We start from the raw sequence: 12,210 nt of genomic DNA, 5'->3' as shown, positions 1-12,210 counted from the left end.
TTCCGGCGCACGCCCACGTGGGCGTGCGCCGGGATCACACGGGATCACAGGACACGGGAGGAACCGGCGGTGCACGTCCAGGAATGGCTCGAGACCGTACCCGCGGTCAGCATCTATCTGCTGGTGGGCCTGGTCATCGGCCTGGAGAGCCTGGGCATCCCGCTGCCGGGCGAGATCATCCTCGTCTCCTCCGCGCTGCTCGCCTCCCAGCACGGTGACATCAACCCCGTCGTCCTCGGCGCCTGCGCCAGCGCGGGTGCGGTCATCGGTGACTCGATCGGCTATGCGATCGGGCGCAAGGGTGGGCGGCCGTTGCTGGCCTGGCTGGGGAAGAAGTTCCCCAAGCACTTCAGCGAGGGGCATATCGCGACGGCCGAGCGGTCCTTCGAGAAGTGGGGCATGTGGGCCGTGTTCTTCGGCCGTTTCGTCGCGCTGCTGCGGATCTTTGCGGGGCCGTTGGCGGGTGTGCTGCACATGCCGTACTGGAAGTTCCTGATCGCCAATGTGCTGGGCGGGATCATCTGGGCCGGGGGTACGACCGCGGTCATCTACTACGTGGGTGTCGTCGCGGAGGACTGGCTGAAGCGGTTCTCTTGGCTGGGGCTGGCGCTGGCCGTTCTTATTGGGCTGACCTCGATGTTGGTGCTGAAGAGGAAAGCGAAGAAGGCGCAGGGGGCTTCGGTGGAGGCTGAGACCGTAGGGGTTGCTGAGTAGTTTTGGGCGCGGGTCTGTTGTGGCTGGTCGCGCAGTTCCCCGCGCCCCTAGGTGGGCTGCCCTAGCCGTGGATTTCGTTGTGGGCCTTCGCCAGGTCTGCGTAGAGCGTGCCGTTTAGGGTTACGCCCTGGCGCTCTTCCTCCGTCAGTTCGCGTCTGATCTTCGCTGGGACTCCCGCCACCAGTGAACCCGGCGGGACCTGCATCCCCTGGGGTACCAGCGCCTGGGCTGCCACCAAGGAGCCCTCGCCGATCACCGCGCCGTTCAGGACCGTCGCGCCCATGCCGATCAGGCAGTCGTCGCCCACCGTCGCCCCGTGCACCACCGCGTTGTGGCCCACCGAGACCCGTTCGCCGATGGTCACCGGGAAACCGGGGTCGGCGTGGAGGGTGCAGTTGTCCTGGATGTTGCTGCGGGCACCCACGGAGATGGTCTCGACGTCGCCTCGGACCACCGCTCCGTACCAGACGCTGGCGCCCGCGGCGAGGGTCACGTCTCCGATCACCGTCGCGTTGGGGGCGACGAAAGCCTCCCCGTCGATCTTCGGTTCCCTGCCGCCGATGCCCGTGATCAACGCCTTGTGCGTCATCGCCTCGCTCCTCCTGGCCGTCCTCGGTACCTCCGCACCGTACGCCACCCGGTAGGGCGAAGATCACAAGCCCCCGACCTCATACGGGGGCCGTCCTCTCAGTACCGTGAGCGGGTGCTGAAGCGCAAGAACACGTTCTCATCCTGGCGGCGCCGCGTGGCGCAGCGCGCCGTCCATGCCGGCTGGGCTTGGGTGCAGCGCACGGGCTCCGTGACCGCCGAGCAGCCGGGGCGCTTCCGCTTCGGCGCGATGGGAACGAGTACCAGGCTCGCCTTCCCGCTGGGCACAGTCTTCGGGGAGCCGTGGATTCATATCGGCTCGCACTGCATCGTCGGGGAGCAGGTCACGCTGACGGCCGGGCTCATGCCCGACCTGGATCTTGGTCCCGACCCCATCCTGCGCATCGGGGACGGAGTGGTGCTGGGGCGGGGCAGCCATGTCATCGCCGACACGACCGTCACCATCGGCAGCGACTGTTACTTCGGGCCGTACGTCTATGTGACGTCGACGAACCACTCGTACGACGATCCGCACGAGCCCATCGGCAAGCAGTGGCCGCGCATGGAGCCGGTGGAGATCGGGTCGGGGTGCTGGATCGGGACCGGTGCCGTGATCCTGCCCGGTGCGCGGATCGGGCGGAACGTGGTCGTCGCCGCCGGTGCGGTGGTGCGGGGTGTCGTGCCCGACCATGCCGTGGTCGCGGGGGCGCCCGCGCGCGTCGTACGGCGTTGGACTGCCGAGGAGGGGTGGCAGCCGCCGCTGCGGACGCCGGCGCCGGTGCCGATACCCGAGGGGATCACCCCGGAGCAGTTGAACGCCCTCGCGGGGTTGGACGAGGAGACCGCGGCGAAGCTCGCCGAGCTCGACTGATTCAGCCGGTCGCCAGGAGCAGGGTGCCCACCAGGGCGAGGCCCGCGCCCGCTGCCTGGATCGCCTTCAGGCGTTCGCTGAGGAAGCCGCGTGCGGCCAGGGCCGTCACCACCGGGTAGAGCGACGCGAGTACGGCGGCCACCGTGACCGGGCCGAGGCGGGCCGCGATCGCGTAGGTGCCGTTCGCCGCGACGTCGGCCAGGCCGACGAAGGCCAGCGTCGGGAGCGTGGACCAGTCGAAGCCGGTCGGGGGGAGGGCCGCGTTGCCCTTGCGGACGGAGGCGTACAGGGCCACGCCGCCCGCCGCGACGTTCGTGACGCGCTGGACGAAGAGCGCGAGGAACAGGCCGGTGACGTTCGTCGACGCCTCCGCGATCAGCGCGAACACCATGCCGAAGCCGAGCGCGGCGATCAGGGTGAGGACGATCGTCTCGCGCTGCACGGGGGCGCCTCCGCGCTGCGGGCCGCCCGCGAGGACGACGCCGAGGACCGCGACCGCGATGCCCGCGAACTGGATCGGGCCGGGACGCTCGCCGAGGAAGAGGCCCACCCCGACCGGGACCGCGACGCTGAGGCTGCCGAGCGGGGAGACGACGCCCATCGGGCCGCGCGCGAGCGCCTTGTAGAAGCAGATCATCGCGACCGGGCCGACCAGGCCCGCGGCGAACGCGAACCACAGGCGCGGGCCGACCTCGCTCCAGCCGCCCGTGGCGACCACGACCGCGCCGAGCACGGCCGTCGCGATCGCCTGCGAGACGACGACCACCGTCAGCGCCGGGGTGCGCCGGGTCAGCAGTCCGCCGCCGAAGTCGGCCAGGCCCCACAACAGGCTCGTGGCCAGGGCGAAGAGTGCTGTCACGGGAGCGCCTCGCAGTACAGTTCGATGAACGATTCGGTGCACCCCACCGTAGTTCATCAACTTGCACGCTGTCATACAAAATATTGGACGTGAAGTGTCGGACCTCGACCTGCTGACCCAGTCCCTGGCGCGCAACGTCAAGCGCTGGCGGACCGAGCGCGGCTTCACCCTGGACGTGCTCGCCGCCCGTGCCGGAGTCAGCCGCGGCATGCTGATCCAGATCGAACAGGCCCGTACCAACCCCAGCATCGGCACGGTGGTGAAGATCGGCGACGCGCTCGGCGTCAGCGTCACCACCCTGCTCGACTACGAACAGGGACCCAAGGTGCGGATCGTCCCTCCCGAGCAGGTGGTGCGGCTCTGGCACACCGACGCGGGCAGCTACAGCCGGCTGCTCGCGGGTACGGAGGCGCCCGGCCCGCTGGAGATGTGGGAGTGGAAGCTGATGCCGGGGGAGAGCAGCTCCTCCGATCCGCACCCGGTCGGCACCGTCGAGATCGGCCATGTCACGGCCGGGGAGCTGACCCTCACGGTCGACGGCGCCGAGCACCGCGTCCCGGCCGGCTCCAGCGTCACCTTCGACGCCAACGCCGCGCACACCTACGGCAATCAGGGCACCGAACCGACGGTGTTCGTGCTGGCCATCTCGGTCCCGCCCGCGACGTGAGACACCCGGCGGGCCGGCGCCGCACGGCTGTTAGCGTGCGGTCATGGACGCACCCATCGGACGCTTCGACCACGCCACACCGGCCCCGGACTGCCTCGACGAACTGACCGCGCCCGTAGCGGACGCCGTACGCCGGTGGAGCGGCAGCGTGCCCGCCGAGCAGATCGTCTACGTCGACACCGACCCCCAGTGGGCCGACACCGCCGTCTTCGTGGAGCACTACGGGCAGGAGCTGCTGGAGCGGTCCGCGAACTGTGTCGTGGTGGCGGGCAAGCGCGGCGGCGAGTCCACGCTCGCCGCGTGCGTCGTGCTGTCCACCACCCGGGTCGACGTCAACGGTGTCGTACGGCGCCAACTCGGCGCCCGCAAGGCCTCGTTCGCCTCGATGGACACGGCGACGGGGGAGACCGGCATGGAGTACGGCGGCATCACTCCCCTCGGACTCCCCGCCGACTGGCCCCTGTTGGTGGACTCGGCCGTCGTCGACCTGCCCTACGTCCTCGTCGGCAGCGGACGCCGGCGCGGCAAACTCCTCGTGCCGGGCAAGGCGTTCGCCGAGCTGCCGGGTGCGGTGGTGCTGGACGGGCTGGGCGTCTGAGCTAGGGCCTGTCCGGCGGATCAGGTCGCAGGAAAGCGGCGGAACTTCATTAGCGCCGGTGAGCGGGGTCTGGTGCGTGCAGCTGCAAGGCGGAGGAGGGCGGCGACGCGGAGCGTCGGCAACCGACGACAACGCGGCAGATGCGCGTGCCAGACCTCGCGTCTGCGGCATGATCCGCCGGGCAGGCCCTAGGCCGCCATGTGGTGGGCGAGGGTGAGGTGCGGGTCGGTCTCGCCCGGGAGCGGCGCCGGGTCGGCGTGCACCAGGGCGGCGGTGAGGCGCGGCACGGCGTGCAGCAGCGCGTGTTCCGCGTCGACGGCGATGGCGTGCGCCTGCCGTACCGTCGCGTCGCCGTCCACGACCACCGCGACCTCGGCGCGCAGCCGGTGCCCGATCCAGCGCAGCCGCAACTCGCCCACCCCGCGAACCCCTTCGACCTCCAGCAAGGCCCGCTCGGCCCGGTCCACCAGCGCCGGGTCCACGGCGTCCATCACCCGCCGGAACACCTCGCGCGCCGCGTCCCGCAGCACGAGCGCGATGGCCGCCGTGATGGCCAACCCCACGAGCGGGTCGGCCAGTTGCCAGCCCAGCGCCGAACCGCCGGCACCGAGCAGCACCGCGAGTGAGGTGAACCCGTCGGTGCGGGCGTGCAGTCCGTCGGCGACCAGCGCGGCCGAGCCGATGTCACGGCCGACGCGGATGCGGTAGCGGGCCACCCACTCGTTGCCCGCGAACCCCACCAGCGCGGCGATCGCCACCGCCGGGACGTGCTGCACCGGACGCGGGTCGAGGAGCCGCTCGATCGCGGTCCACCCCGCGAAGGCGGCCGACGCGGCGATCGTCAGCACGATCGCGATGCCCGCGAGATCCTCGGCCCGCCCGTAGCCGTAGGTGAAGCGCCGGGTCGCCGCGCGCATGCCCAGCACGAACGCGATCCCGAGCGGTACGGCGGTCAGCGCGTCCGCCGTGTTGTGCACGGTGTCGCCGAGCAGCGCGACGGAACCCGACACGGCCACCACGACGGCCTGCGCCAGCGCCGTCACGCCGAGAACCACCAGCGACACCCACAGGGCGCGCATACCGCGCGCCGAGGACTCCAGGGCCGGGTCGAGCTTGTCGGCGGTCTCGTGGGAGTGGGGGGTGAGGAGGTGCTTCAGGCGGTGGCGGAGGGTGTGCTTGTGCTTGTGCTGGTGGGCTGTGTGGGTGTGCTCATGGCTGTGGGCCTGGCCGTGAGGGGCGTGGGTGTGGCCGTCCCCGTGGCCGTGAGCGGCGTGGGTGTGCCCGTGGCCGTGGCCGTGTTCGTGGTGGTGCCGGTCGCTCACGTGAAGCCCCTTCCGGTGCGTGCGGTGGACGCGCGCCGCCCACACCGCCATTATGTGCGTATGAGCGCACGCATGCACCTATCACCTGCGCATCATGCGCACCCGCAGACCCCGGGCGACGAACAGTTCGCCCTCGCCGCCGAACTCCTCGCCCTGCTCGGCGACCGCACCCGGCTGACCCTGCTGCACGCCCTGACCGGCGGGGAAGCGGACGTCACGACCCTCACCGAGGCGTGCGGGGCGGCCCGGCCCGCGGTCAGCCAGCATCTGGCGCGGCTGCGGCTGGCGGGGCTGGTGACCACGCGGAAGGAAGGGCGGCGGGTGATCTACGCCCTGCGCGACGGGCATCTGCGCCGCCTGGTCGACGAGGCGCTGAACGTGGCGGACCACCGGCTCAGTGACCGGCCGGTGCACGACTAGATAGCGCGGTTCAGTACTGCGGGTCCTTGCCCAGGTACTGCTCGGCGAACGCGAGTCCCGCCGCGGGGGAGCTGAAGAGGCGGCGCAGGCGGGCCTGGGTGGTGCCCGCGAGGTACGGGTCGCCGGACGACGTGCCGTGGTAGATCTCCGACAGCCACTGGGAGAACTCCTGGTAGTCCCAGACGCGGCCCAGGCACGCCGCCGAGTAGCCGGTCAGGCCGGTGGAGTCGCTCTTGGTGAGCTGGGCGACGAGCGCGTCGCCGAGCAGGAACGCGTCGTGCAGGGCGAGGTTCATGCCCTTCGCAGCGATGGGCGCGGTGAGATGGGCGGAGTCGCCCGCGAGGAAGAGGCGGCCGAACACCATGGGTTCGACCACGTAGTTGTGCATGTCGAGGACGCGCTTCTCGATGAGGCGGCCCTCGGTGAGCGGCGGGGCGCCGTTCGCGCCCAGGCGCTGTTGCAGCTCCGACCACACCCGGTCCTGCGACCAGTTGTCCGGGTCGTCGCCGGGAGGGCACTCCAGGTAGTAGCGGGTGACTTCGGGGCTGCGTGCCATGTGCCCGGCGAAGCCGTTGGGGTGGATGCCGAAGACCACGCAGTCGTTGGACGGCGGCGCCTCCGCGAGCAGCGCCAGCCAGCCGATGCCGTAGTCGTGCCGGGAGACGAGCGCGCGGTCCGGGGTGAGCAGGGCGCGGGTCACCCCGCGTGCCCCGTCGGCGCCCACCACGAAGTCGCAGGGAATCAGCCGGTCTTCGCCCAGGTCGTCGACGTACTCCACGACGGGGTGGTCCGAGTCCAGGCCGTGCAGCCGTACGTCCCGGACGCCGAAGCGTATGTCGCCGCCGCGGACGTCCGCGTACTCGTGCACCAGGTCCGTCACCAGCAACGGCTGTGGGTACACCCAGTGGTGATGGCCCGTCAGGCGCCGGTACTCGAACCGGTACCGCTCCCCGCCGAGCCGGAACTCGCACTCCGTGTGCCGCTGCGCACGCTCCAGCAGGTTCGCGGCGAGGCCCCGCTGTTCGAGGCCGCGTACCGCCCACTCCTCCAACACCCCGGCGCGGGGCCGCTGTTCGATGAAAGCGCGGGTCTCCGTCTCCAGGACCACGCAGTCGATGCCCGCGGCCCGCAGGATGTTGCCGACCGTCAGACCCGCGGGCCCGGCGCCGATGACGACGACCGGTTTGTGGAGCGGGAGCGCCCCGCTGGGGAAGGGGGAGACCTCAGTCATCCGAGCATTATGTCCGCGCCCTGCGGCGCTCGGGAACGGAGTACCGTGGAAATCCGGGTGACGGGGTGAGGTGGCTGGGTGGTCGCGTGGGTACCGGCGGACTTCTACCGTGCCGTCGACGGCGGCCTCCAGTGCACGCTCTGCCCCTTCCGCTGCCGGCTGCGCGACGGTGACACCGGCGCCTGCAAGGTGCGGCGCAGGGAAGGCGATCGGGTCCTGACGGCGACCTGGGGGACGACCGTCGAGCACTGGTCCTCCGTGGAGCGCAAGCCCTTCTACCACTTCCGCCCAGGCCTGCCGCTGCTGACGCTGGCCCCGCCCGGCTGCTCGTTCCGCTGCGACTACTGCGTCAACCACCGTGTCTCGCAGTACGGCAGGGACCCGGGCAGCCGTGTCTCCGCGCAGGACGCCGACGTCGAGAAGCTGGTCGCCACCGCCGCCGAGCGGGGCGGCGGACTCGCCCTCTCCTACTCGGAGCCGTCCCTCGCAGCCGAACTCACCCTCGAACTTGGCGCCCACGCCCGCCCGTTGGGCGTCCCGCTGGTCTGGAAGAGCAACGGCTTCCTCACCCCCGAAGCCGTCGAGCGCGTCGGCCCGGTCCTCGCCGCCGTCAACGTCGACGTCAAGGCCGCCGACGAGGACGCGCACCGCCGGCTCACCGGGGCGCCGCTCGCCCCCGTCCTGGAGACGCTGCGGCTGCTGAAGGCCGCCGGGGTGTGGGTCGAAGTCAGCACGCCGCTCATCCCCGGAACCAGCGCCGAGGATGAACAGCTCGTGCGCATCGCCGAGTTCGTGGCCTCCCTCGGCCCGGACACCCCCTGGCATCTGCTGCGCTTCACCCCCACGTACCGCATGCGCGACCATCGCCCCACCTCGCCGGAGCGCCTCGCGGACGCGGCGCGTATCGGGAGGGCCGCCGGACTGCGCTATGTGTACGTCGAGCGGGCGCTCGGCGCGGAGGGGCGGGCCACCCGCTGCCCGGGATGCGGGGTCGAGGTGGTGTCCCGAGGGGTATGGGGGCAGACGGAGAGCCTTCTGCGCGACGGGAGTTGCCCGGCGTGCGGGGAGCGGATCGCCGGGATCTGGACCGTGGACGAGAGGACTGGGGCATGAGCACCGAGTACCGCTTCGTGGAGGACCTGCCGGACCTGATCGACGCCGCCGAGTACGACGACCATCCCGAGGGACGGCTCGTACGGCTGCGCATCAGCTGGGACGAGACGGGCGTCGAGGTGCTCGGCGACGCCTTCCGGCCGGACACGCTGGAGGCGTTGCTGGAGAAGATGGGGCCCGACGCGGTGGAGCAGATGCTGTGCGGGTGACCAGAGTGACCAGGGTGAGCTAGAGCTTTCGCAGGGGCGAGCTAGAGCTTCCCGAGGATCTGTACGAGCACCCGCCGCAGGTCGGCCCCTTCGGGCTCGGGTGCCAGCACCCAGGTGTCCGGCCCGTCCGGCGGTGCCGGATGCCGTGGATAGTGGACGCGCAGGGTCAGCGCGCCCGGCACGGGCAGGGGCGGCTCGTGGACATGGGTCAGCAGCAGGGTGCGGGGCTCGCCCGAGTCGACGGCGGCCAGGGCGCGCGCCGCCGCACGGGCCAGCGCCGCCGCGCGTACCGGGTCGGCGGGCTCCGGCAGCACCGGCGTCCACAGCCGGCGCAGATCCGACGCCGACGTCAACCGGGCGGCCGCCTCACGGCCGTCGAGGCGCACCAGCGCCACCGCGCGGTCGGCCTCCAGCAGCGCCGCCGCCAGCAGATGCGCGCACAGCCGCAGACAACTCCCCACCTGCCCCTGGGCCGCGGCCCCCGTGTCGAGGACGAGCACCGCGTCCCGCTCGGTCCACGGCAGCCGCCCGCGCCGGGTGCGGTACAGCAGCGCGTCCTGCGCCCACAGCGCGTTCAACAGGGGTGCGGGCAACGCCATTTGGCTGGGCACGAGCCGGTCCGGCGGGCCGTGCCGGGCCCACTGCGCCGGGGCGCCGGCCGTGGTGGGGCCGGGGACGTCGTCACCGAGCAGGACGGGCAGCCGCGAGGGCAGGTCAGGGAGCCCGGCGGCGGCCTCCGCGGCCGACGCCCAGGGCCCGTCCGCCAGCCGCAGCGGCAGCGCCGGGTCCTCGCGGACCGCGTCCGGCCCCAACAGGGCGAGCAGCGGCAGGAGTTCACGGTCGACGCGGTCGAGCGCGGCGGCCAGCTCGTCGCCCGTGACGGAGGGCCGCTCCGGCTGTTCGGCGCTGCCCCGCAGGCCCCACTCCAGCGTCGTCCGCAGCTCCTGGAGCGGGACGCCCGGCGGCGGGACGTAGCGTGCGTCCCCCGGCAGCCGCGACGCCACCAGCGCGCTCAGCGCCGGATGCGCCGACCGCGGCCAGCCCAGGTCCCGCAGCGCGCGGGCGGCCGGGCTTCGGTGGACGATGCGTCGCCCCGGAGGCGGCGCCGGTCGCAGCAGCGCCGAGATGTCCGCGAGCGCGGCCAGGGGTACGGCCGCGTCGACGGCGGCGGCCATGGCGCCCAACTCGGCCAGGTAGTCAGGGGATTCGGGCAGCCGCGGTCCGGGTTCCGTCGCCTCCGCGGAGGTCTGGAGCTCCCATACGACCGTACGCCCACCGCTGTGCGTCACCGCCAGCCGGTGACCGTCCCGGTCCCAGCGCACCGCCCACACCGGCCCCAGACCCGGAGCGCCCTCCAGAGTCATCGCCACCGTGCCCCGGCCCACGTCCCACACCTCGACCACCGTGGTGTCCGCACCGGGACCCGGCGCCGCGAGCAGCGAACCGTCCGGTGACCACGCCAGCGCCGGCGCCCAGCCGCGCCCGCCCGGCGCACCGAACTCGCGCTGCACGCGCCAGGTGAGCGTCGACCACACCACCAACGACCCCTGACCGGCGGGCGGCGTCGCGGCCAGCCGGCTGCCGTCCGGCGACCAGGCGACGCGGGTGGCGAACGCGCCGGAGGGCAGGGGCAGTCGACGGGCCCGCTCCCGGCGCGGCATGTGCCACAGCATGACCGCGCCCAGGGTGCCGGCCGCCAGCGTCGTACCGTCCGGTGACCAGCAGGGGCGGCCGGTGCCCTGCGGCAGATGCAGGCTCTTGCGTTGTTGTGCCGGGGTGCCGCGGGCGTCCAGGACGTGGACGAACAGGTGGGTCGGTGCGGGTCCGGGTTCGGGCACGACGAGCGTCGCCGATCCGTCGGTGGTCGGAGCCGGGCACCAGGCGGGACCTTGACCGCCCTCCAGCACGGCCCGGGCCTCACCGCTGGCCAGGTCGAGGACGGTCAGCCCGGCTTGTCCTTCGCGCGAGGCGCACGCCAGCAGATCGGGGGCGGTGGGGGAGAGTTCGAGGTCGTGGGCGCCGCCGGGGCCGGTGGCCGTGGTGATCTGTCGGTGGGTGTCGGCTCGGCCGGTGGGTGCGCTCGGCTGTCGGTGGGCGTCGTTACGGCCGGTGGGTGCGCTCGGCTGTCGGTGGGCGTCGTTACGGCCGGTGGGTGTGCTCGGCTGTCGGTGGGCGTCGTTACGGCCGGTGGGTGCGCTCGGCTGTCCGTGGGCGTAGTTACGGCCGGTGTGCAGTGCGGCCAGCGAACCCGGTTCGGTCTCCAGCAGCCATCGGCCGTCGCGTGTCGACGCCGCGACCGCTGGGGCCCACAGGCCGTCGCCGCCGTCGTTCAGGAGCGTCTGCCCGGTGATCCGTGGCGCCCGGTCCCGCAGCGCCGGCAGCGAGCTGCCCACGGACCGGCACATCGCCGCGGCCCAGCCGCGCAGCATTACGCCCACACGGCGCTCCGCGCGATACGGGGCCGCGTCCGGCAGCTCCCACAGCTCCGTGCCCGCGCCGGCCGTGACGAGCACCCGGCCCGTCGCCGACACGCTCAGGTCCCGCGGTGACGTAGCGCGGGCGGGCAGTGTCGCGACCCGCTCCAGCGCGCGGTCCAGGACGAGCAGCGCCTCCTGGTCCGTGGCGGCCACCACGTACCGTCCGGTCCGGCTGAAGCCCAGCCCCACGACGGCACCGGAGACCGACGCGTCGGCGAGGGGGCGGCCGGTGGCCCGGTCGACCAGGTGCAGGCCGGTCGCGTCGGCGAAGGCGAGCACGTCCCGGTCCGGTGACCAGGCGAGCGCGGTGATGCCGGTACGGCCGGTGCACGGGGCGAAGTCCATCCGGACCGGGGAGACGCTCCACAGCTGGAGCGCGGTGGCGGTGGCCAGGCACAGCTGGCGGCCCTGCGGGTCCCAGGCCAGGGCGATCACCGGGTCCACGGTCGGCAGCGGGGTCGAGGTGAGCGTGCCCCGGTGGTGCACCAGCACCCCGTCGCCGGCGCAGGCCAGCCACAGTCCGTCGGGCGACACGGTGAGCGTGTCCGCGCCCGCCGGCACCGGGAACCCGTCGTCGGCGAGGACCCCGCTGTCCCCGTCGTACACCTCGACCCGCCCGGCCCGCAGCACGAACACCTCACCGCCGTCCGGGCCCCACGCCACGGCCGCCGGCAGCCCCTCACCGGCCGCCGACCACAACACCCGCCCGGTGTCGTCGCGACAACTCAGGGTGCGGTCGGTGAGATGCACGAAGGCAGTGCCGTCACGGGAGAGGCCGGTGCAGGGGTCGGTACCGGTGAGGGTGAGGAGCCGGCGGGGGCCGGGCGGGGCCGTGGTCCCGGGGGCGGCGGTCACGGGCACTCCGATGCGCCGGGTCGGCGATGGGGGATTGACGGCGAGGCGACGGCGTCCGGAGCGGTGGGGCTGGGCCCGTGGGTCGGGCGGCTTCCCGCGGGTGGCCGGCCGCCGAGATCTGCGGCACCGGCCCCGCTCCACGCCGGCCGGGCAGCCGTTCGCCACGGCGGACGTGTACGGCTCGCTGCGGGCCGCTCGGCATGGGGGCCTACCGCTCCTGCTCCAGTACGGCTTCCTGAGAGGCGCTCGGCGCCGAAGAGCGCTGCCGTCACCACTGTGAGGCGCT

At 73.0% G+C, this 12,210-nt stretch carries 12 protein-coding genes; 7 read left to right on the top strand and 5 right to left on the bottom strand.

Going from position 1 to position 12,210, the window contains the following annotated elements; all coding sequences use genetic code 11:
- Window positions 1–69 precede the first annotated feature (69 nt).
- Window positions 70–714, top strand: coding sequence for a DedA family protein (locus IQ210_RS07765; protein ID WP_194078091.1), 645 nt, complete (start codon window positions 70–72; stop codon window positions 712–714).
- A gap of 61 nt (window positions 715–775) precedes the next feature.
- On the opposite strand, the gene IQ210_RS07760 is transcribed toward IQ210_RS07765, so the two are convergent.
- Complete coding sequence (locus IQ210_RS07760; RefSeq protein ID WP_194078090.1) at window positions 776–1,303, bottom strand: gamma carbonic anhydrase family protein; 528 nt, start codon at window positions 1,301–1,303, stop codon at window positions 776–778.
- A 114-nt stretch (window positions 1,304–1,417) separates the two neighbouring features.
- Between IQ210_RS07760 and IQ210_RS07755 the strand changes: the two genes are divergently transcribed.
- Complete coding sequence (locus IQ210_RS07755) at window positions 1,418–2,173, top strand: acyltransferase (RefSeq protein ID WP_194078089.1); 756 nt, start codon at window positions 1,418–1,420, stop codon at window positions 2,171–2,173.
- 1 nt (window position 2,174) lies between these two features.
- Here IQ210_RS07755 and IQ210_RS07750 read toward each other — a convergent pair whose 3' ends face one another.
- Window positions 2,175–3,032: an EamA family transporter gene (locus IQ210_RS07750; RefSeq protein WP_194078088.1), complete on the bottom strand. Its 858-nt coding sequence runs from the start codon at window positions 3,030–3,032 to the stop codon at window positions 2,175–2,177.
- 94 nt (window positions 3,033–3,126) lie between these two features.
- Here IQ210_RS07750 and IQ210_RS07745 point away from each other — a divergent pair, with 94 nt between their 5' ends.
- Window positions 3,127–3,699 carry a helix-turn-helix domain-containing protein gene (locus IQ210_RS07745; RefSeq protein ID WP_194078087.1) on the top strand — a complete coding sequence of 191 codons (573 nt, stop codon included), beginning with the start codon at window positions 3,127–3,129 and terminating at the stop codon, window positions 3,697–3,699.
- Between the two features lie 43 nt (window positions 3,700–3,742).
- On the top strand, window positions 3,743–4,297 hold the full coding sequence (locus IQ210_RS07740) for a YbaK/EbsC family protein (RefSeq protein WP_194078086.1): 555 nt from the start codon (window positions 3,743–3,745) through the stop codon (window positions 4,295–4,297).
- A 188-nt stretch (window positions 4,298–4,485) separates the two neighbouring features.
- On the opposite strand, the gene IQ210_RS07735 is transcribed toward IQ210_RS07740, so the two are convergent.
- Window positions 4,486–5,619 (bottom strand): cation diffusion facilitator family transporter, encoded by a 1,134-nt coding sequence (locus tag IQ210_RS07735; RefSeq protein WP_194078085.1) that lies wholly within the window; start codon window positions 5,617–5,619, stop codon window positions 4,486–4,488.
- A 60-nt stretch (window positions 5,620–5,679) separates the two neighbouring features.
- Here IQ210_RS07735 and IQ210_RS07730 point away from each other — a divergent pair, with 60 nt between their 5' ends.
- On the top strand, window positions 5,680–6,039 hold the full coding sequence (locus tag IQ210_RS07730) for an ArsR/SmtB family transcription factor (RefSeq protein ID WP_194078084.1): 360 nt from the start codon (window positions 5,680–5,682) through the stop codon (window positions 6,037–6,039).
- A gap of 10 nt (window positions 6,040–6,049) precedes the next feature.
- On the opposite strand, the gene IQ210_RS07725 is transcribed toward IQ210_RS07730, so the two are convergent.
- Window positions 6,050–7,270, bottom strand: coding sequence for a 4-hydroxybenzoate 3-monooxygenase (locus IQ210_RS07725; RefSeq protein WP_194078083.1), 1,221 nt, complete (start codon window positions 7,268–7,270; stop codon window positions 6,050–6,052).
- Between the two features lie 78 nt (window positions 7,271–7,348).
- Here IQ210_RS07725 and amrS point away from each other — a divergent pair, with 78 nt between their 5' ends.
- On the top strand, window positions 7,349–8,383 hold the full coding sequence (amrS, locus tag IQ210_RS07720; RefSeq protein WP_194078082.1) for an AmmeMemoRadiSam system radical SAM enzyme: 1,035 nt from the start codon (window positions 7,349–7,351) through the stop codon (window positions 8,381–8,383).
- Complete coding sequence (locus IQ210_RS07715; protein WP_194078081.1) at window positions 8,380–8,592, top strand: radical SAM-modified peptide, FtsH ternary system-associated; 213 nt, start codon at window positions 8,380–8,382, stop codon at window positions 8,590–8,592. Before amrS ends, IQ210_RS07715 begins: the two co-directional genes overlap by 4 nt.
- Window positions 8,593–8,633: 41 nt before the next feature.
- Here the strand turns inward: IQ210_RS07715 and IQ210_RS07710 are convergent, their stop codons facing one another.
- On the bottom strand, window positions 8,634–11,924 hold the full coding sequence (locus tag IQ210_RS07710) for a hypothetical protein (protein ID WP_194078080.1): 3,291 nt from the start codon (window positions 11,922–11,924) through the stop codon (window positions 8,634–8,636).
- Window positions 11,925–12,210 lie beyond the last annotated feature (286 nt).

This window comes from Streptomyces justiciae, from assembly GCF_015163075.1.
Taxonomy (GTDB): Bacteria; Actinomycetota; Actinomycetes; order Streptomycetales; family Streptomycetaceae; genus Streptomyces; species Streptomyces justiciae.
Note: the sequence above shows the minus strand (reverse complement) of the source record. Positions and strands in the feature narration are given on the sequence as shown.

Bases quoted from the DNA above. Each gene is read 5' to 3' on its own strand.
- IQ210_RS07715 (WP_194078081.1), top strand. From the start codon at position 8,380: ATGAGCACCGAGTACCGCTTCGTGGAGGACCTGCCGGACCTGATCGAC.
- IQ210_RS07730 (WP_194078084.1), top strand. From the start codon at position 5,680: ATGAGCGCACGCATGCACCTATCACCTGCGCATCATGCGCACCCGCAG.
- IQ210_RS07740 (WP_194078086.1), top strand. From the start codon at position 3,743: ATGGACGCACCCATCGGACGCTTCGACCACGCCACACCGGCCCCGGAC.
- IQ210_RS07725 (WP_194078083.1), bottom strand. From the start codon at position 7,270: ATGACTGAGGTCTCCCCCTTCCCCAGCGGGGCGCTCCCGCTCCACAAA.
- IQ210_RS07760 (WP_194078090.1), bottom strand. From the start codon at position 1,303: ATGACGCACAAGGCGTTGATCACGGGCATCGGCGGCAGGGAACCGAAG.